Origin of the sequence: Sporosarcina trichiuri, from assembly GCF_030406775.1 — a bacterium.
In the GTDB taxonomy this organism is placed as follows: domain Bacteria; phylum Bacillota; class Bacilli; order Bacillales_A; family Planococcaceae; genus Sporosarcina; species Sporosarcina trichiuri.
Window position 1 is genome coordinate 386,244 of the sequence record NZ_CP129119.1, and the last position, 18,918, is coordinate 405,161.

Genomic DNA, 18,918 nt, shown 5'->3' on the forward strand with positions numbered 1-18,918 from the left:
CGGTGGTAAAATGACAGGGAGACGTATTTACTATATGAATGGAAAAGGGGTTTTTGTCATGTCTGCAGATTTACTGAAGGAATTGAACACACAAGTTTCCACTTGGTCGGTCATGTATGCGAAACTGCATAATTACCATTGGTATGTGAAGGGGCACCAGTTCTTCACTCTGCATGCCAAATTCGAGGAACTGTACAACGAAGCGACACAGCACATGGATGATATAGCGGAACGTGTGCTGACGCTCGGCGGTGAGCCGACAGCAACATTGAAACAGCATCTTTCGGATGCGGTGATCAGCGAAGCATCCGGTGACGAAAAGGCGGAGCAGATGGTGGCGACACTCGTGTCTGACTTTGATGCGATCATGAAATCCCTGAAGAAAGGGATGGAACTGTCGGTTGATGAAGGGGACGTCATGACAGAAGATCTCCTCAATGCTGTGTACCAGAGCATCGAGAAGCACCAGTGGATGCTGAACGCGTTCCTCGGTGAAGACAACAAATAAGGCGGATCGCTTCACCCCTGCACGGCACAGCCGATAACAGAGGGGAAAGGAGCTGATTTCATGGATATAACATCCATCATGTCGAACCAGCTGCGAAGCCTGCAGTCCGCCGTCCAGCTCACCATTTTGGATAAGAGTATGACGTCCGGTGCGTCCGCTGCAATGGAATTGCTTCAGTCGATGCCTGAAGCGGCACACCCGACAAAAGGCGGCTCGGTCGACGTGAAAGCCTGACCGGCAGCGCACTCCCCTTCCGCGGGGGAATGCGCTGTTTTTTGTTTTCATTGTCTAACTAAAAGTGAATGTGTAAAATAGGTCTGTGACTCAACCAACAAAGATACGGACGATACAAAGGAGAATTCAGAATGTCAACCACACCCTATTTACGCAACCTGATCATCGAAACGCCTTCAAAGCCGGGCAATTTAGCAAAAGTGACATATGCAATCGGCCAGCTGGAAGGGGATATCGGTGACATCCAGACCATCAAAGTCGGAACACTGTCAACAATCCGGGACGTATCCGTTCAATGCAGCGACGAAGCACAGCTGATGGAAATAGTGGACGCCATCAATGCAATCGGGGACGGCATTCAGGTGCAGGCCATTTCAGACGATGTTTTGCGTGCCCATGAAGGCGGGAAAATACATATGAAGAGCAGGATGGAGATCCGGTCTCTCGGGGATCTGCGGCGCGTCTATACGCCGGGCGTCGCGAACGTCTGCAAAGTGATCGAGAAAGATCCGCAGCAGGCCCAGTTCTTCACAGGCATCTCGAATACGGTCGCCATCGTGACGGACGGAACTGCAATCCTCGGGCTCGGCAATATCGGCCCGGTCGCCGGAATGCCGGTTATGGAAGGCAAGTCCGTCCTGTTCGACCAGTTTGCCGGAATCAGCGGAGTGCCGATCCTTCTCGATACGAGCGATCCTGACAAAGTCGTCGATACCGTCAAACATATCAGTCGGACATTCGGCGGTATTCTGCTCGAGGATATCGGATCGCCTCACTGCTTCGAGATCGAAGAGCGGCTGAAGAAAGATCTGGATATCCCCGTCATGCATGATGATCAGCATGGTACTGCGGTTGTCGCGCTTGCGTCCACGCTGTCCGCGTGCCGGCAGGCCGGCGTGAAGCTTGAAGACTCCGTCGTCGGCCAGATCGGACTCGGAGCTGCTGGTCTTGCGATCAGCCGCATGATGATGGCGTACGGCGTCAAGGAAATGAAAGGAACAGATCGAAATGACGCCGCACTTGAGCGTCTTGCCGGATATGGGGGGACCATTGCGGAATCTCTGGAAGACATTATGGCGACAAGCGATATTATCATCGCGACAACGGGCGTTGAAGGACTTATCAAACCCGAGATGGTGCGGCCGGGCCAAATCATCCTGGCGCTGTCCAACCCGTTTGCTGAAATCCAGCCGGAGGCAGCACTGCAGGCAGGCGCCGCGTTTGCAGCGGACGGCCGGCAAGTCAACAATGTCCTCGGGTTCCCTGGTATCTTCCGCGGCGCGCTGAACGCACAGGCATCGAGCATCACATACGATATGCTCATAGCCGCTGCTCTGGCAATCGTGGAATCCACGAAGCCCGGCGATCTCGTCCCTCATCCGCTCGATCCGAATGTCCATCAGAATGTCGCCGATGCTGTGGAAAAAGTTGCAAATTCGACCTCTATGTAACCTGAGGATGGCATACATACATCCTGCCGTACAGAACCATACTGTACGTAAAAAGGATGGGATCCAATTGGCGGAACCGAAAGTGAAGATGTATGTATCTATCACGAACCAGCAGATCATGCAGTATCCGGATGATTCACCCTATGAATTCGCGGTGGAGATACCGAAGTCATATCTGGAAATCTTTGAGCACCTCTTTGCTCAGACGAATGAATTGGAATTCAGGAATTTCCTGCGGGCGCACCTGCCGTATGTTCCTTATCATTACGATCGGGACAACCATCACGTTGACCGCCGGCTCTACAAGATGTATGCCCTCGTCCATGAATTCACAGACGAGGAATCGAAGGCATTCATTGAAGAACTGCCGTTTTTCAGACAGCCTGTGAAGACTCGCTGAAGAATCGTCAGCAGGGGCAGCCGGTCAGCCAGACAAGGATGTGATTGCCGTGTTGACGTTTGAAGATTTGAAAGGCAGCCGCGTTGAGCTCATTTTCGGTGAACAGGAACTCGAAGCAAGGCACGTGCTCGTCGTCCTGAAACACGACGGGAAGTGGCTGCTGACTGAGCATGTTATCCGGGGTACCGAGTTTCCTGGAGGAAAAGCGGAGCCGGGGGAGACGATCGAGGACGCAGCAGTTCGGGAAGTGAAGGAAGAGACAGGTGTGACGATCGGCCGTCCTGAAAAATTTGCCGAGTATGTCGTTTACACCGAGCCGCCGTTCTGCAAGGCGGTCTTCACGGCAGACGTTGCTGCGATCGACGAGGATCCGGAACTGTACGAAACGAACGGTGCTGTATGGATGACCGATGAGGAGCTCGATTCCTGCGTGACACTGAGCTTCCACATGAAAGACGAAGGGATGCATAAGCTCAGGGAGTGGGTGATACGTCATGATGAATGATGCGGAGATTGTCTCATACCGGGTATATCCTTCCCCGAACGCATCTGTGGAACTTACGGAGATCACCTACATGTCCGGCGGTATGAAAGTGAAGGGGCTACTTGCGGAACCGAAGCAGGAAGGGGAATTCGAGGGCATCGTCTATATGCGCGGCGGAATCCAGCATGTCGGCATGGTGCGGCCTGCCCGTGTCGCCCAGTTCGCAAGCCGGGGATTCGTCGTGTTCGCCCCGTATTACCGCGGCAACCGCGGCGGGGAAGGCCGCGATGAATTCGGCGGCGCGGATCTGCAGGATGCTGTCAGTGCAGTCGATGTCCTGAAACAGAGCACCAAATGGAAAGACGGCCGGATACACCTGTTTTCGTTTTCCCGCGGCGGTCTGATGGCGCTCTGGACAGCGATCCTCAGGGAGGATATCACTTCCACCGTCCATTGGGCGGGGGTGTCCGACGTCGTCTTCACTTACAAAGAGCGGGAAGACATGCGCAGGATGATGAAGCGGGTCATCGGCGGGTCCCCGAACAGTGCGCCGGATGCATACCGGGAACGGACAGCCTTGTTCCGAGTCGGTGAGATAGACGCACGTGTCCTGATCATCCACGGGCTGAAAGACGAGAACGTTTCGCCTGAGCAGTCCATCATGCTGGAGGACGCCCTCAGGGAAGCGCAGAAACCTGTGGAAACCTGGTATTTCCCGGACTACACCCACCATTTCCCTTCCTGGCACAATGCACAGATCGTCCGTGATCTGACGGATTGGATGAAAGCACAATAAAAGAACCTCCCGGCCGGGAGGTTCTTTTCGCTGCGTCAGAATCAGATGATCGGACCGCCTTTTTGGATGATCTCAGGTGAAACGTGATCGAATTTCTTGAAGTTCTCCTTGAACAGGTCCGCAAGCTCTTTTGCTTTGGCATCGTAGTCAGCCGGATTGCTCCAAGCGTTCCGCGGGTTCAGCACTTCGGCAGGCACGCCTTCGATTGCTGTCGGAATCTGAAGACCGAACGTAGCGGACGTTTCCGTTTCCGCAGTATCGAGCTCTCCGGACAGTGCTGCGCGCACCATCGTACGGGTATGCTTCAAGTCCATCCGTTTGCCGACACCGTATGCGCCGCCCGTCCAGCCTGTGTTGACCAGGAACACACGGGAGCCGTGCTCATCGATCTTCTTCCCGAGCATATCGGCATAGACCGTTGCAGGAAGCGGGAGGAATGGGGATCCGAAGCATGTCGAGAATGTCGCTTCCGGAGATGTGATGCCGCGTTCCGTTCCGGCGAGCTTGGATGTGAAACCGCTCAGGAAGTGGTACATCGCCTGCTCCTTCGTCAGCTTTGAGATCGGAGGGAGGACGCCGAACGCATCCGCAGTCAGGAAGATGATTGTTTTCGGGTGGCCTGCCACGGACGGCAGGACGATGTTGTCGATGTTGCCGATCGGATAGGCAGCCCGCGTATTTTCGGTCAGCGTGTTGTCATCGTAGTCCGGGATGCGTGTATCTTTATCGAGCACGACGTTTTCGAGAACTGTGCCGAATTGGATCGCACCATAGATTTCAGGCTCCTTCTCAGGGGAGAGGTTAATGCACTTCGCATAACATCCGCCTTCGATATTGAAGATGCCGTGATCCGACCAGCCATGCTCGTCATCACCGATCAGCTTGCGGTTCGCATCTGCTGAAAGGGTTGTCTTTCCTGTCCCGGACAAACCGAAGAATAATGCGGAATCGCCGTCTTCTCCGACGTTTGCTGAGCAGTGCATGGACAGGATCCCGTTTTCAGGAAGCAGATAGTTCATAACAGAGAAGATGGATTTCTTCATCTCTCCCGCATATTCGGTTCCGCCGATCAGGACGACTCGCTTTTCGAGGGAGATGATCACGAACGTCTCGGAATCCGTTCCATCGACTGCAGGATCCGCTTTGAACGAAGGGGCAGCCAGGATCGTGAACTGAGCCTCATGCGTCTTCAGTTCCTCTTCCGTCGGCCGGATGAACAGCTGGTGGACAAACAGGTTCTGCCAGGCATACTCGTTGACGACCTGGATGGAAAGTTGTGATGATTTGTCGGCACCTGCGAAGCCTTTGAAGACGAAGAGCTCATCTTTTGCTTTCAGGTGGCCGAGCACTTTGTGGTACAATGAATCGAAATGGTCCTCGGAAATCGGACGATTCACAGAACCCCAGTCGATGTTCTCTTTGGAAGGGGTCGCTTCCACTATGTAACGGTCTTTAGGTGAACGGCCGGTGTATTTACCGGTCTGCGCTGTAACGGCTCCATCGGCTGACAGCTTTGCCTCTCCGCGGGACACTGCCTTTTCAACCAATACAGGCACTGACGGCTGCATGGTGACGGTTGGTCCGGAAAGAAGCTCTTTGAGTCCATTATCAAGTTTCGCTGAAATCATAGGTCGATTACCGTCCTTTTCATTATAGCCCTCGATGGGGCGCTATATTTTGAATTAGTATAACACATTAAGAATAATAAACTATACTAATTGAAAACTCAAGTGAGAGATACGGAAAAATGTTTGACAACCGGTGTCTTTTTTCGTAGCATAGATAGTTGAACGGATACTCTTATCCCGAGCTGGCGGAGGGACAGGCCCTATGATGCCCGGCAACCTGCACAGACGTCCTTGTCTGTGAGAAGGTGCCAAACCTGAAGCAGGGATCACTCCCTGGACGATAAGAGTGAAAGGTGCCTGTAAACATATGCCTTTCCTCATGTATGCGATACGTGAGTGAGAGGCTTTTTCTATTATATGGTTCGCCTTTGTCCTTGGTACCGTTAACGTCGCTTCTCTTCAGGCGCGGGACGAAACTGGGAAAACGAGAGTACCGTATCACGAATCCGCTGCAGGGAAGCCTGCGGCTGAAGGAGGAAATCAGATGACTAATCGGCGGCTGTTCACTTCAGAGTCGGTAACGGAAGGCCATCCGGACAAAATGTGCGACCAGATTTCAGATGCGATCCTGGATGCCATCATCGCAGAGGATCCGAATGCACGGGTGGCATGCGAAACAACAATTACGACAGGTCTCGTGCTGGTGATCGGTGAAATCACGACGACGACCTATGTCGACATCCCGAAAGTGGTCCGGGAAACCGTCAAGGAGATCGGCTACACACGTGCGAAATTCGGCTTTGACTACGAGACATCATCCGTCCTGACGTCAATCGACGAACAATCACCGGATATTGCGGCGAGTGTGGATGTCGCCCTCGAAGCGAGGGAAGGGCAGATGGACGACGAAGAACTGGAAGCGATCGGTGCTGGGGATCAGGGCCTGATGTTCGGCTTTGCGTGCAACGAAACGGAAGAGCTCATGCCGCTGCCGATCAGCCTGGCGCACAAGCTGTCGCGCCAGCTCACGAAGGTCCGGAAAGACGAAACCCTCGATTACTTGCGGCCGGACGGCAAGACGCAAGTGACGATCGAGTATGACGGGGACAACCAACCGGTGCGTGTCGATACGATCGTCACATCGACACAGCACCACCCGGAGGTGACGCTCGAGCGCCTGCAGCACGATATCCGGCAGTATGTCATCGACGCGGTCGTGCCTGCGCATCTGCTTGATGAGGAGACGAAGTATTTCATCAACCCGTCAGGCCGTTTCGTCATCGGCGGACCGCAGGGGGATGCCGGCTTGACCGGACGCAAGATCATCGTCGACACGTACGGCGGCTATGCCCGCCACGGCGGCGGTGCCTTCTCGGGCAAGGATGCGACGAAAGTGGACCGCTCGGCTTCGTATGCGGCCCGCTACGTGGCGAAGAACCTGGTCGCTGCAGGGCTTGCCGACCGCTGTGAAGTGCAGCTTGCGTATGCAATCGGTGTTGCGAAACCTGTGTCGATCTCCGTGGATACGTTCGGCACCGGTCAGCTGTCCGAAGATGTACTGGTGGAACTCGTCAGGAAGCATTTCGATCTCCGGCCTGCCGGGATCATCAAGATGCTCGACCTGCGCCGTCCGATTTACAAGCAGACGGCCGCCTATGGCCACTTCGGCAGAACGGATGTCGATCTGCCGTGGGAACGCACCGACAAAGCGGAGACGCTGAGAGCAGGAGCGGTCCATGCCGGCCGGACGCTATGATGAAAAAAAGCAAGGCAGCGGAATAGTCGCTGCCTTGCTTTTGGTATAGGATGATCAGCTCTTCTGCTGCATCCGCTTATACGATTGTCCCTTTTCCACATAGCTCGCGGTGATACGCGCCATATCCGCCCGGTCCGCTTCGTTCAGCTCCCGTACGACTTTTGCTGGGGAGCCAAGTGCGAGCATGCCGGGAGGGATTGTTTTTCCCGGCGGCACCAGGCTGCCTGCGCCTAGGAATGCACCTTCTCCGATAACCGCGCCGTCCAGGACGATAGATCCCATTCCGACCAATGCCCCTTTTTTGACAGTGCAGCTGTGCAATGTAACCTTATGGCCGATGGTGACGTCATCTTCTATGATAAGCGGGGTGCCCGGGCTCTGGTGCAGGCAGGACAGATCCTGGATACTGACGTTCCTGCCGATACGGGTCGGTGCAACGTCACCCCGGATGACTGTGCTGAACCAGACGGATGATCCCGCACCGATCTCGACATCGCCGGTGATGACGGCATGGTCGGCGACAAATACCGATTCGTCAAGGACCGGTGTGACTTCATTATATGGATAGATCATGGAATACCCTCCTTGTGATGCAATGCTGTATAATAATTTTACCAAAGTTTCAGAGTGTGCACAAAGAAGGTTGCATAAGGCAATAAAGGGAGGAACCTATCATGTGGAAATGGGAAGCGGACGGCCAGGCGAAAGCGGTTGTCGTGATCGTGCACAGTGCGTATGAAAATCATCATCGCCATGCCTGGCTCATCCAGCAGTTCCGTATCTCGGGCTTTGATGTCATCACCGGGGACCTTCCCGGTCACGGACCGGATGACAAAGGCAGTCCGCACGGCGAGTCTTTCGATGACTATATGGAATTCACGGGTAAAATGATCGAGGCGGCACTGAAGGAGACGGTGCCTGTATTTGTAGTGGGGCATGGGCTAGGAGCCGTGATGGTGATCCGGACGCTGCAGCGAAGACAGTTGGAGTGCGCCGGAGTCATCCTCAGTTCGCCATGGCTCGTGCTCAAACACCAGCCGCCGAAATTTTCGTCGATGCTGACGCGTATCGCTGGATCCATGAAGCTGGACCACGGTATCACATACGATATGCTGTCGAGGAATGAGGAGGAACGGCCGAAGACACGCCATGCGCCAGAAGTCCGGTCAATTGTCACCGGGAGCTGGTATAAGGAGATGGCGGCGTTCACAAAAGGGGCCGTCCAATCCGAAAAGCCGGTGCAGGACGTGCCGATGCTCATCCATACAGCGGGTGCAGACCGTCTGACGGACATCCGGGAAACGAAAAAATGGCTGAAGCGCCAGCCGCTGACTGAATTTCAATTCAAGGAATGGCGCGGTTTTTATCACGATGTCTATCTGGAGCCTGAACGGGAAGAAGTGTTCCAGTATACGAAATCATTCATCGATAACGGCCTGCGCTCGCTTGGCTATGTGATAGAGAACTGAATTGGAGGGACAGCAATGGAAGAAGGAACAAAGAAAGAATTTTGGTCATGGGGGAAATCCCTGGTCGCCGCAGTCATCATCGCAATCATCGTCCGGCAATTCCTATTCACGCCGGTCATCGTCTCCGGCGAGTCGATGGAGCCGACCTACCATGACCGGAACCGTGTCGTCATTTCAAAAATTTCATCACTCGATCATTTCGATAAAGTCGTATTCCATGCGCCGAATGCTGAAGAAGATTTCATCAAACGGGTTATCGGACTGCCGGGCGATACGGTCGTCATGAAAGATGATGTCCTCACCATCAACGGCAAGCAGTATCCGGAGCATTATCTGGACACCAACAAAGCAGCTCTGCCGGAGGGCCAGAACCTTACACAGGATTTCGAAGTGACCGTGCCGGAAGGCCAGCTGTTTGTGATGGGAGACAACCGGACGAACAGCATGGACAGCCGTATCTTCGGCAGCATCGATGAAGATTCGGTCGTCGGCAAGGTGAAGTTCCGGTTCTTCCCGCTAACCCAGATCGGCAGTCCGGAATAACTGGCGAGCCTTTGGGTTATCCCTCTTTTTTGCGGGTATACTGACCGTAGATCGAAAAGGAGGGATTCACGATGGCAAAATCCAATGAAAATGAAAAGCGTCGGACCGACCAGGAATCCAGCGGTATGGAAGGGACCGAATACACGGACGAACAGCGCCATAAGAACGAAGTCGCTTCCACCGCCTACACAGGCAGCGATGATAAGAAAAAAGACTTGAAGAACGACCGCCTCGAAACCGGCGGCTTCTAAATTGAAAACAGTTGTATACCCGGACCTTCCTCTTTCGCTGAGGAAGGTTTTTCAATTGCCCTTTGTACACGTCCGGACATTCTTTGTGGTAAATTGGAGATATGAATTTTACGGGGAGATTTGATGCAAATGGAAGACTTTTTTGAACGGAAACAGCAGCAGCTGTCCATCCGGCTGAATGATGTCCAGCAGGAAGCCGTACGGACGGCAGAGGGCCCGATGCTGCTGCTGGCATGCCCGGGATCCGGGAAGACGACGACAATCATCATGAAGATCGGTTATCTGATCGAAGAACTTGCGGTCAATCCGCGACGCATCAAGGCGATCACGTTCAGCAAGGCATCCGCGATCGACATGAAACAGCGGTTCGGTTCACTGTTCCCCGATCTGCCGCCTGCCGACTTTTCCACCATACATAGCATGGCCTTCTCGATAGTTAAAAAGTGGCTGGCAAAGCAAGGAAGCAGCTTCACGCTCCTGGAAGGGTATGCGAAACAGAAACTGCTGAAAACCGCCTGCCGGACCGTCCTGAAGGAGAATGGGACCGATGACCAGGTCACTGCGCTGTCGACCTATCTTAGCCTGATGAAGAACCGGATGATCCCTGCGGACAGCTGGAGCCCGAAGTTGGAGCCGTTCGAACAGGCTGCAGCCATTGCAAGGAAATATGAGCAGATGAAAGGGGAGCAGGCTGGACCGAAGCTCCTCGATTTCGACGATCTGCTGCTGACAGCGGAAGAAGCGATGAGGGTCGACGACAGCCTGGCAGGGGAATTCCAAGGCAAATACGATTATGTCCTGACGGATGAAAGCCAGGACACTTCATTCGTCCAGCACAAACTGGTGGAGCATCTCACCGCCATGCACGGCAATCTCTGTGTCGTCGCGGATGATGACCAGTCGATCTATTCATGGCGTGGCGCGGACCCTGATTACCTGCTCGATTTCAAACTTGTCTACCCGGATGCCAAGCTGCTGTCCATGGAACAGAATTACCGGTCATCCCGGGAAATCGTCGGCCTGTCCGCCGAGTTCATCCGCCGGAACAAAAAACGCTGGCCAAAAGAGATGAAGACGGACAATGGAGAAAAGGGAGATGTCAGTCTCCGTCGGTTCGACGATACAAAGCGGCAGGTGGACTATGTGATTTACGAGCTTCTTGCTGAAACGGACTTGAGCGAAACGGCTATTTTGTTCCGCAACAATGCATCCTCCACTCCTTTCGTCAACGAACTGCACAGGAGGGGCATCCCGTTCTATATGAAGGATGCCGATGACCAGTTCTTTTCCCACTGGGTTGTGGAGGATGTCCTGAACTTCATGCGTCTCAGTTTCAATTGGGAACGGAAAGACCTTTTTGCAAAAGTGGCAGGAAAGATGAACCTCTTCATATCACGGAGCGCGCTGACCGCGTTCGCTGTGAGTACGCTGCCTGGCAATGTGTTCGAAGCGTACCGCCAGTCAGCAGTGCTGAAGGAAAGCCAGGTCCGCAAACTGGAAGAGTATGAGGCCGCCTACCGCAAGATCCCCGACATGCGGCCGGCGCAGATCATCCGGATGATCCGGTATGAGCTCGGCTATGAAGAGAGTCTGGTGAGTATGTCTTCGAAGTTCGGCTACCGGGCGGACAGCCTGAAGGGCATCCTGGATACACTCGAATCGATCGCGGAACAGACACGGACGATGATCGAATTCGCGGACCAGCTGAAAACACTCGAGCAGGCTGTACAGGAGGCGAAGAAACAGCCGGACGGACAGGCTGTGACACTGTCGACATTCCATTCCGCAAAAGGGCTGGAATTCCGCAGGGTGTTCATGGTGGATCTGGTCAAAGGCGTCATTCCGTCGGATGAAGACCTGGATAACCGTCATGCCCTCGAAGAGGCACGGCGCCTGTTCTATGTGGGGATGACGCGCGCGAAGGAGCGGCTTGAACTGTGTTCGTTCGCTTCGCAGGACGGCAAGGGGAAAGAAGACTCCAGATTCCTCGATGAAGTCCGGGGTATTCTTCTGCCTGCCAAAGAACGGAATCCGTCCTCCAAACCGGCATACAGCACGATTGCCCCGAAATCGGTCCCTGTCAATCCGGACGGCATCGGTGAGCTGCAGCAGCTGCATGCCGGCACGCTCGTGAAGCACCGGGTCTTCGGCAAAGGGGAGATCCTTGAAGTCGGGGAGGAGTCGATCGAGATCCGGTTCGCAGGAACGACCAAAAAATTGGCGCTGCAGCCGGTCCTGGAGAAGCGGATGCTGGAGATGGCGGAGCTATGAAGACCTATCTGGCAATCGGGGCGGCAGGTGCTCTCGGCGCACTCGCGAGGACGGGGATCAGCCTGCTGTACCCGATGACGGACGGCTTTCCAGCCGGCACGTTCGCCGTCAATATAGCAGGTGCGTTCATCCTCTGCTTCCTCGTCGAACGCGCACTGCAGTGGACACTTGTCAACAGGACGGCCTTCGACGCGATTTCCGTCGGCTTCCTCGGGTCGTTCACGACGTTTTCCACATTCAGCTTCGAGACGCTGTCGCTCGTTGAATCGGATCCCGTGCAGGCGCTGCTATACGTCGGGGCAAGTCTCATCGCCGGCTTGGCCGCCGGGTCACTCGGCATCGTACTTGGCGGAAGGAGGCAGAGCACATGACCGCAGCAGATATACTTGCAGTCTCCGCCGGAGCGTTTTTTGGCGCCATGCTCCGGTTTGCCGTCTCGAAAAAACTGAACCAGGACGCTCATGCACCAGTCGGCACCTTGGCCGTGAACCTTTTTGGCTGCCTGCTGATCGGGTTTGTCATGAGGCTTCAGCTGCCGGGACCGATCACATTCTTTCTCGTGTCCGGGTTCGCCGGCTCCCTTACAACGTTCTCCACGTGGATCAAAGAGGGGATCGGCATGATGCGGCTCGGGAAGTACGGCAGATCGATCCTCTACCTGGCCGGCTCCGTCCTGTTCGGTCTGCTGTTCACCGCTGCAGGTTATGTCACAGGAGGATTTTTCACAGGCTGACAGTTTAGCGGGAAAGTCTCCGGGAATAGAGGATAGACAGCTATTCTTGAATGGAGGCGGAACAGTGCAAAACGAAAAAGACATGCAGAACGAAAAGCATCGCCAGCTCGAGACGTTTCGTTCCAATGACCATAACAAATCGATGACGACGAACCAGGGACTGAAAGTTTCGGAGGATGAGCATTCGCTGAAAGCGGGTGACCGCGGGCCGACCCTGATGGAAGACTTCCATTTCCGTGAAAAGATGACGCACTTCGATCACGAGCGTATCCCTGAGCGGGTCGTGCACGCGAGAGGGTATGCCGCGCACGGTGAGTTTGAACTGTACGAGTCGATGAGCGAGTATACGAAGGCCGGCTTCCTTCAGACGCCTGGAAAGAAAACACCGGTCTTCACACGGTTCTCGACTGTTGCCGGAAGCCGCGGTTCCGCGGAAACGGTGCGTGACGTCCGCGGATTTGCCGTGAAGTTCTATACGGAAGAAGGGAATTATGATCTCGTCGGCAACAATATGCCGGTATTCTTCATCCAGGATGCCATCAAATTCCCTGACCTCGTCCATGCCGTGAAGCCGGAACCGCATAATGAGATGCCGCAGGCGGCGTCCGCCCACGATACGTTCTGGGATTTTGTTGCGAACAACCAGGAATCCGCACATATGATCATGTGGCATATGTCCGATCGTGCGATTCCGAGAAGTTTCCGCATGATGGAAGGGTTCGGCGTACATACCTTCCGGTTCATCAACGCGGAAGGGAAATCTCATTTTGTCAAATTCCATTGGAAGCCGAAACTGGGCGTCCACTCGCTCGTCTGGGATGAGGCCCAGAAAGTGAGCGGGAAAGATCCGGATTTCCACCGCCGGGATCTTTGGGAAAGTATCGAGAACGGTGATTATCCGGAATGGGAGCTTGGTGTGCAGATCGTACCGGAGGAAGATGAGTTCAATTTCGAATTCGATATTCTGGATCCGACAAAAATCTGGCCGGAAGAGGATGTGCCGGTCAAGCTCATCGGAAAGATGACGCTCAACCGGAATGTGGACAATGTATTCGCCGAAACGGAACAGGTGGCATTCCATCCCGGCCATGTCGTGCCGGGCATCGATTTCTCGAATGACCCGCTGCTGCAGGGCCGTCTGTTCTCCTATACGGATACACAGCTGATCCGTCTCGGCGGGCCGAATTTCCATGAACTGCCCATCAACCGTCCGGTCTGTCCGTTCCACAACAACCAGCGGGATGGCTACGGCCGTCAGACCATCAATACAGGACAGGTCGCCTACCACAAAAACTCGATGGCGGATAACACACCTTCCGTATCCTCGGAAGCGGATGGCGGATATGTCCATTATCAGGAGAAGGTGGAAGGTCGGAAGGTTGCCGCACGGAGCGATTCGTTTAAAGACCATTTCTCCCAGGCGAAGCTGTTCTGGAACAGCATGAGTCTGCCGGAGAAAAAGCATATTGTCGATGCGTTCAGCTTTGAAGTCGGCAAGGTGAAAAACAAAGACGTCCGCCAGCAGGTCGTCGATATGTTCGGCAACGTAGATAACGGGCTTGCTTCTGCAGTTGCCCATGCAGTCGGTGTACACGCACCGAACGGCGATGAAGAGAGCACTGTTGAGAAAGAGTCACCTGCTCTCAGCCAGGAAAACAAAGCGAAACTTCCGGATACCCGCAAAGTCGGAATCCTGATCGGCAATGGATTCGACGACAAAGAAGTGGAGACACTTGTCGAGACGTGCCTGAACGCAGGTATGAATGTCGATCTGATCGGTGAACGGTACGGAACCGTGACCGGAGCAGGCGGCCTGGAAGCGGAAATCGATGAAACGACCCAGACGATGCACGCTGTCCTCTATGATGCAATCGTCGCTGCAGGCGGGGACGCGGAGAACCAGCAGCAGTATGAAATGGATACGGTCGACTTCCTGAACGAAGCGTACAAACACTTCAAACCGATCGCCCTTCTGTCGAAAGCACAGCCGCTCGCAGAGAAATCGAACGTCGAAATGACGGACGGTGTGGTGGCAGCCGGACAAGATGGATTCGCTGACCAATTCGTCCAGGCAGTCGCACAGCACCGCCACTGGAACCGATAAATTCAGGAGCAGCCGCCATTGCCGCGGCTGCTTTTCATCTGCCTGCAATGCTGGTAAACTGACAAGAATGACGTAAGGAAAGTGGTGGGCGAAATGCCGCAGAACAGAAGCAGACGGAAGACGAAAGGGAGCCTGTCCGCATTAGTCATCGCTGTCATCCTGGCCGGTGCCTATTATTTGTTCGGCCCGGCGGAAGAGACGGCTCCGACCAGGGAAGGGCTGATCCCAGTTGAGCTTATCAAAACCATTGACGGTGATACGATCATAATCGAGTACGAAGGCAAAGAGCAGAACGTGCGCTATCTGCTGATCGACACGCCGGAGACGAACCATCCGCGTCTCGGAAAGCAGCCGTTCGGCGAAGAGGCGAAACGGCGGAATCAGGAGATCCTCAATAGCGGCAGATTGGAAATCGAGTTCGACGTCGGACCGAAGTATGACAAATACAACCGGCTGCTCGCCTATATCTACATAGACGGAGAGAGTGTGCAGGAGAAACTGCTGGAAGAGGGTCTTGCGCGTGTGGCGTATGTGTACCCACCGAACACCGGTCATCTCGATGAGTATGAGAGGAAGCAAGCTGAAGCGAAAAAGAAGGGGATCGGTATCTGGACGCTTGAGGACTATGCGACCGACCGCGGTTTTGACAGTACTGCCTATCCGGAGGGGAAAGGAGCATCGTCAGCGCCAAAGCCGTCTTCAGCAAAAGATAAGGCTAAAGAGACATTCGCGAACTGCACCAAATTGCGTAAAGTGTACCCGGATGGTGTGAAGAAAGGCCATCCCGCGTATGCGGATCGGCTGGACGGCGACAAAGACGGCGTCGCTTGTGAACAGCGATGAAATCGATGCGTGCTTGACAATCCGATTTTGCGTGGTAAGATTTCAATAACATTCGTTCCGATATATTATGAATAGTGATCAAAGTGATGATGCAGTAGCACATCCGGGTATGCAGAAGACAGAGACTGGACGGTCGGTGGGAGTCCAGGCAGCCGGATTGTGAAGTACGTCATCGGTTGTACAGCTTTGAGACCAATGAAGCGGACGGGCCCTGGCTGCCTGTCAATCTGGGTGGTACCGCGGAGAACTCCTTCGTCCCTGTTTATGGGGACGAATGGAGTTTTTTGCATTTGCCGAGGAGGGCACGACATGGACCACATCCAGCCAGTTATCAAACCATCATTCACAGCATCTCTATCACTCGCCGTCCTGATCATCCTGACAATCAGTGTCAGCATCATCGGGTTCGGCGCCGTGCCGCACCTCCCTATACTGGCCGCCATCCTTCTGCTCATCGGATACGGCCTGTTCAGGAAAGTCCCGTACCGCACGCTGCAGGAAGGGATGACCGAAGGTGCCGGTGCCGGTATGGGCGCAGTGTTCCTGTTCTTTTTCATCGGCATGCTGATCAGCAGCTGGATGATGAGCGGGACGATCCCGAGTCTCATCAATGCGGGGTTCCAGCTCATTACACCTACGTACTTCTATGCGATCGCCTTCACGGTCACAGCGATCATCGGTATCTCCATCGGCAGCTCGCTGACAACCGTGGCGACCGTCGGCGTTGCACTGCTCAGTATGGCTGGTGTGCTCGGTCTGTCGCCTGCGATCGCAGCTGGAGCCATCGTTTCCGGAGCGTTCTTCGGGGACAAAATGTCGCCGCTTTCGGATACGACCAATCTGGCGTCTTCGCTCGTCGGAGTCGACCTGTTCGCCCATATCCGCAATATGATGTGGACGACCGTGCCGGCATTCGTGCTGTCGTTCATCATCTTCGCCATCCTGTCGCCCGCTGCGGACGGAGCGAAGATGGATACGATCCACTCGTTCCGGGAGGCGCTGATCGAGACAGGACTCGTCCATTGGGTCTCGTTCGTGCCGCTCGTACTTCTGATCGCCCTGACACTGATGAAAGTCCCTGCACTGCTGACGCTTGCTGGCAGCACAGCTTCGGCAGTCGCGGTCGGCTGCGGGCTGCATCCGTACAGCGCATCCGAGGTGTTCGGCATCCTGTTCGGCGGGTTCGTCTCGGAAACGGGCGTGGAGGCGGTGGACAGCCTGCTGACCCGGGGAGGGATCAGCAGCATGTTCTTCACGATCACTCTGGTGGTACTGGCTCTTACGATGGGCGGCTTGCTGTTCAAGCTCGGGATCGTCCAGACGCTGCTTGCACGAGTGGAGCAGTCGCTCCGGACAGCGGGCTCCGTCATCGGGGCATCCGCCGCCACCGCTGTCAGCATCAACGTCCTGATCGGTGAACAGTACTTATCCATCCTGCTGACCGGCCAGGCGTTCCAGGGGCAGTTCAAAAAGCTCGGACTCGCCAGCAAAAATCTGAGCCGCGTCATGGAGGATGCCGGGACGGTCGTCAATCCGCTGGTCCCATGGAGTGTCTGCGGGATCTTCATCGCCGATGTACTCGGCGTCCCGGTCGCAGACTATTTCGGTTTCGCGCTGTTCTGCCTGTTCTCTCCCGTACTGACGATCCTGTTCAGCCTGACAGGCAAGACTCTCACATATGATAGAGAATCCGCATGAAAAAACAGCGGTCCGTCTCGATGACGGACCGCTGTTTTCAATTATCCAATGAGAACTTCTCTTTGTAATTGGTGGCTTCCTTCAGCGCACGCTCTTCTTCCGGAATCCGGACGGACATCATCCAGATGTTCAGCAGTGTGAAGAGGATGGCCGTGATCCAGGCACCGAATATCAGCGGCAGAACCAAGATCTCCGTTGCGACGATAACATAATTCGGATGGCGGATGAAGCGGTAAGGGCCTCTCATCACAACATCCGCACCGGGAAGTATGATGATCTTCGTATTCCAATACTTGCCGAGGGATGCCAGGCACCAGATCCTCAGCACTTGCGTAAGCAGGAAGACGGCGAGCAGCAGCCCCCAGACCGGCGAGAGCGGCGGCTTCCGGATGAGCACTTCAAGCAGCAGGGAGACGAAGAACGCTGTGTGCAGCAGGACGATCGCCGGATAATGACGTGCACCAACTTCATACGCCCCCTGCGCTTTCATCCTCTTTTCGTTGCTCTTGGCAACAGCCAGTTCAGCGAGACGCTGACAGACGACGATCAAAAACAGGATCCAGAACAGCAATCAGTCCACCTCATTCCCATTTCAGCAGCTGGAGTTCCCCGGAAAACCCGGGACCGAGCGCTGCCAGCACACCGTATTCGCCGGCCGCAGGTCCGGTTTCCATGAACCGCTTCAAGACATACAGCACAGTAGGGGAGGACATGTTGCCGTTCATGCGCAGGACATCCCTCGAAATGGCCGTCATGGAACTGTCGAAATGCAGGGCATCTTCATACGCCTTCAGCACCTTCTTGCCGCCTGGATGGGCGACGAAATGTGAGATGTCCTGATCATTCAGCCCATGACCTGCCAAAAACTGATGGACGAACGGCCCGAGCCATTCAGTGATGATTGTTGGAATGCTTTTCGAAAAAACGACATACAGGCCGTTGTTCTTCACATCCCAGCCCATGACCTCCTCGGAATCCGGCATCAGCTTGGACGTTGTCCCGATGATGGAAGGGCGAACCCGGTCCGTTGACAAGGCCGAATCATCACCCGCAATAAGTGCACAGGCGACGCCGTCCGAGAACAAGGAGACGCCGACCAGGTTGCTCTTCGAATAGTCGTCTTTCTGGAACGTCAGACTGCACAGTTCGATCGCCAGGACGAGCACGTTCGCCTTCGGATAGGCACGGCAGTACTCGTGGGCGCGGCTGAGCCCCGCTGCACCCCCGGCACAACCGAGCCCCCACAGCGGAATCCGCTTGACGTCATCGCGGAAAGGCAGCTTGTTCATGATGCGTGCTTCGATGCTCGGTGTCGCGATACCCGTACTGGAAACGAAGATGATGGCATCGATATCTTCGTAGGAGACGGGGTGATCCAGAAAACTTGAATGCAGGCAGTCCGTAACTGCCAATGTGCCGTATTCTACAGCTTTCGATATGTACAGATCGTTGCGCTCTTCAAAGTCATGCGGTCTTCCATACCAATCGAGCGGCATGCAGACATTCCGCTGTTCGATATCACCGTTCTGGAACACATTCAAAAGCCGTTCGATATCCTTGAAACGGCCGCTGAATACGGACCGTGACAGCTCGACGGCTTCTTCCTGCTTCACCAGATTCGGCGGAAGGTGAGTGCTTACCGATAAAATCTGTGGCATTTAAAATCCTCCTAACGTCTTTAAGTTACTTATTTCCTATTTAGCATCTTTGCAAACGCGGTTAGACAAGATATGTGATAGCCGGGACGGAAATCTGTACAATGAAGACAGACTGCAGCAGTGCTGCCGGATATGCGGCGCGCACTTGGCT

Annotated in this window: 20 protein-coding genes and 1 riboswitch; of the genes, 16 read left to right on the plus strand and 4 right to left on the minus strand. The window is 54.7% G+C overall.

All coding sequences use genetic code 11. The features are described from left to right. Positions 1-58: 58 nt before the first annotated feature. The 6 genes from QWT68_RS02250 to QWT68_RS02275 all read left to right on the plus strand — a co-directional run bounded on the left by QWT68_RS02250 (position 59) and on the right by QWT68_RS02275 (position 3,873). Entirely contained in the window at positions 59-508 is a 450-nt protein-coding gene (locus QWT68_RS02250; RefSeq protein ID WP_290149289.1) for a Dps family protein, read from the plus strand. Positions 509-568: 60 nt separating this feature from the next. Further along, positions 569-742, plus strand: a complete 174-nt coding sequence (locus QWT68_RS02255) for a putative motility protein (protein ID WP_082023284.1) — start codon at positions 569-571, stop codon at positions 740-742. 131 nt (positions 743-873) lie between these two features. Continuing rightward, complete coding sequence (locus QWT68_RS02260; RefSeq protein WP_290149290.1) at positions 874-2,193, plus strand: NAD-dependent malic enzyme; 1,320 nt, start codon at positions 874-876, stop codon at positions 2,191-2,193. Between the two features lie 67 nt (positions 2,194-2,260). After that, positions 2,261-2,593, plus strand: a complete 333-nt coding sequence (locus QWT68_RS02265; protein WP_244898682.1) for a transposase — start codon at positions 2,261-2,263, stop codon at positions 2,591-2,593. 49 nt (positions 2,594-2,642) lie between these two features. Next, positions 2,643-3,098, plus strand: a complete 456-nt coding sequence (locus tag QWT68_RS02270; RefSeq protein WP_040286058.1) for an NUDIX domain-containing protein — start codon at positions 2,643-2,645, stop codon at positions 3,096-3,098. Then, positions 3,088-3,873: an alpha/beta hydrolase family protein gene (locus tag QWT68_RS02275; RefSeq protein WP_290149292.1), complete on the plus strand. Its 786-nt coding sequence runs from the start codon at positions 3,088-3,090 to the stop codon at positions 3,871-3,873. Before QWT68_RS02270 ends, QWT68_RS02275 begins: the two co-directional genes overlap by 11 nt. Before the next feature lie 41 nt (positions 3,874-3,914). Here the strand turns inward: QWT68_RS02275 and pckA are convergent, their stop codons facing one another. Further along, entirely contained in the window at positions 3,915-5,501 is a 1,587-nt protein-coding gene (gene pckA / locus QWT68_RS02280; RefSeq protein WP_290149296.1) for a phosphoenolpyruvate carboxykinase (ATP), read from the minus strand. Positions 5,502-5,670: 169 nt separating this feature from the next. Continuing rightward, a riboswitch (SAM riboswitch) is annotated at positions 5,671-5,788 on the plus strand. Between the two features lie 197 nt (positions 5,789-5,985). Here pckA and metK point away from each other — a divergent pair. Continuing rightward, on the plus strand, positions 5,986-7,197 hold the full coding sequence (gene metK, locus QWT68_RS02285; protein ID WP_290149298.1) for a methionine adenosyltransferase: 1,212 nt from the start codon (positions 5,986-5,988) through the stop codon (positions 7,195-7,197). Positions 7,198-7,251: 54 nt separating this feature from the next. On the opposite strand, the gene QWT68_RS02290 is transcribed toward metK, so the two are convergent. Next, positions 7,252-7,770, minus strand: coding sequence for a gamma carbonic anhydrase (locus tag QWT68_RS02290; RefSeq protein ID WP_040286062.1), 519 nt, complete (start codon positions 7,768-7,770; stop codon positions 7,252-7,254). A 101-nt stretch (positions 7,771-7,871) separates the two neighbouring features. On the opposite strand from QWT68_RS02290, the gene QWT68_RS02295 reads away from it, so the two are divergent. From QWT68_RS02295 to nhaC, 9 genes are all read left to right on the plus strand, one after another. Further along, complete coding sequence (locus tag QWT68_RS02295) at positions 7,872-8,666, plus strand: alpha/beta hydrolase (protein ID WP_290149300.1); 795 nt, start codon at positions 7,872-7,874, stop codon at positions 8,664-8,666. A 15-nt stretch (positions 8,667-8,681) separates the two neighbouring features. Then, positions 8,682-9,209, plus strand: a complete 528-nt coding sequence (lepB, locus tag QWT68_RS02300; RefSeq protein WP_040286064.1) for a signal peptidase I — start codon at positions 8,682-8,684, stop codon at positions 9,207-9,209. 71 nt (positions 9,210-9,280) lie between these two features. Continuing rightward, positions 9,281-9,460: a hypothetical protein gene (locus QWT68_RS02305; protein WP_040286065.1), complete on the plus strand. Its 180-nt coding sequence runs from the start codon at positions 9,281-9,283 to the stop codon at positions 9,458-9,460. Between the two features lie 129 nt (positions 9,461-9,589). Next, a complete protein-coding gene (locus QWT68_RS02310; protein ID WP_290149303.1) occupies positions 9,590-11,731 on the plus strand; it encodes an ATP-dependent helicase in 2,142 nt (713 codons plus the stop codon). Further along, positions 11,728-12,102 (plus strand): fluoride efflux transporter FluC, encoded by a 375-nt coding sequence (locus QWT68_RS02315; RefSeq protein WP_040286067.1) that lies wholly within the window; start codon positions 11,728-11,730, stop codon positions 12,100-12,102. Before QWT68_RS02310 ends, QWT68_RS02315 begins: the two co-directional genes overlap by 4 nt. Beyond that, entirely contained in the window at positions 12,099-12,464 is a 366-nt protein-coding gene (locus QWT68_RS02320; RefSeq protein ID WP_040286068.1) for a fluoride efflux transporter FluC, read from the plus strand. Before QWT68_RS02315 ends, QWT68_RS02320 begins: the two co-directional genes overlap by 4 nt. An 82-nt stretch (positions 12,465-12,546) precedes the next feature. Next, positions 12,547-14,568 (plus strand): catalase, encoded by a 2,022-nt coding sequence (locus tag QWT68_RS02325; protein WP_290150441.1) that lies wholly within the window; start codon positions 12,547-12,549, stop codon positions 14,566-14,568. Positions 14,569-14,652: 84 nt separating this feature from the next. Next, positions 14,653-15,411 carry a thermonuclease family protein gene (locus QWT68_RS02330; protein ID WP_431312217.1) on the plus strand — a complete coding sequence of 253 codons (759 nt, stop codon included), beginning with the start codon at positions 14,653-14,655 and terminating at the stop codon, positions 15,409-15,411. 309 nt (positions 15,412-15,720) lie between these two features. After that, the gene (gene nhaC, locus QWT68_RS02335) at positions 15,721-17,109 is read left to right on the plus strand and encodes a Na+/H+ antiporter NhaC (RefSeq protein ID WP_290149307.1); all 1,389 of its coding nucleotides are present in this window, start codon (positions 15,721-15,723) and stop codon (positions 17,107-17,109) included. Between the two features lie 37 nt (positions 17,110-17,146). Here nhaC and QWT68_RS02340 read toward each other — a convergent pair whose 3' ends face one another. Next, on the minus strand, positions 17,147-17,680 hold the full coding sequence (locus QWT68_RS02340) for an isoprenylcysteine carboxyl methyltransferase family protein (protein ID WP_040286071.1): 534 nt from the start codon (positions 17,678-17,680) through the stop codon (positions 17,147-17,149). Between the two features lie 10 nt (positions 17,681-17,690). Beyond that, positions 17,691-18,767, minus strand: a complete 1,077-nt coding sequence (locus tag QWT68_RS02345; protein WP_040286072.1) for a type III polyketide synthase — start codon at positions 18,765-18,767, stop codon at positions 17,691-17,693. Positions 18,768-18,918 lie beyond the last annotated feature (151 nt).

What these genes read in the sequence shown, in the direction of transcription:
- QWT68_RS02250 (WP_290149289.1), top strand. Translation starts at nt 59, where the DNA reads ATGTCTGCAGATTTACTGAAGGAATTGAACACACAAGTTTCCACTTGG.
- QWT68_RS02255 (WP_082023284.1), top strand. Translation starts at nt 569, where the DNA reads ATGGATATAACATCCATCATGTCGAACCAGCTGCGAAGCCTGCAGTCC.
- QWT68_RS02260 (WP_290149290.1), top strand. Translation starts at nt 874, where the DNA reads ATGTCAACCACACCCTATTTACGCAACCTGATCATCGAAACGCCTTCA.
- QWT68_RS02275 (WP_290149292.1), top strand. Translation starts at nt 3,088, where the DNA reads ATGATGAATGATGCGGAGATTGTCTCATACCGGGTATATCCTTCCCCG.
- pckA (WP_290149296.1), bottom strand. Translation starts at nt 5,501, where the DNA reads ATGATTTCAGCGAAACTTGATAATGGACTCAAAGAGCTTCTTTCCGGA.
- metK (WP_290149298.1), top strand. Translation starts at nt 5,986, where the DNA reads ATGACTAATCGGCGGCTGTTCACTTCAGAGTCGGTAACGGAAGGCCAT.
- QWT68_RS02290 (WP_040286062.1), bottom strand. Translation starts at nt 7,770, where the DNA reads ATGATCTATCCATATAATGAAGTCACACCGGTCCTTGACGAATCGGTA.
- QWT68_RS02295 (WP_290149300.1), top strand. Translation starts at nt 7,872, where the DNA reads ATGTGGAAATGGGAAGCGGACGGCCAGGCGAAAGCGGTTGTCGTGATC.
- lepB (WP_040286064.1), top strand. Translation starts at nt 8,682, where the DNA reads ATGGAAGAAGGAACAAAGAAAGAATTTTGGTCATGGGGGAAATCCCTG.
- QWT68_RS02305 (WP_040286065.1), top strand. Translation starts at nt 9,281, where the DNA reads ATGGCAAAATCCAATGAAAATGAAAAGCGTCGGACCGACCAGGAATCC.
- QWT68_RS02310 (WP_290149303.1), top strand. Translation starts at nt 9,590, where the DNA reads ATGGAAGACTTTTTTGAACGGAAACAGCAGCAGCTGTCCATCCGGCTG.
- QWT68_RS02315 (WP_040286067.1), top strand. Translation starts at nt 11,728, where the DNA reads ATGAAGACCTATCTGGCAATCGGGGCGGCAGGTGCTCTCGGCGCACTC.
- QWT68_RS02320 (WP_040286068.1), top strand. Translation starts at nt 12,099, where the DNA reads ATGACCGCAGCAGATATACTTGCAGTCTCCGCCGGAGCGTTTTTTGGC.
- QWT68_RS02325 (WP_290150441.1), top strand. Translation starts at nt 12,547, where the DNA reads ATGCAGAACGAAAAGCATCGCCAGCTCGAGACGTTTCGTTCCAATGAC.
- nhaC (WP_290149307.1), top strand. Translation starts at nt 15,721, where the DNA reads ATGGACCACATCCAGCCAGTTATCAAACCATCATTCACAGCATCTCTA.
- QWT68_RS02345 (WP_040286072.1), bottom strand. Translation starts at nt 18,767, where the DNA reads ATGCCACAGATTTTATCGGTAAGCACTCACCTTCCGCCGAATCTGGTG.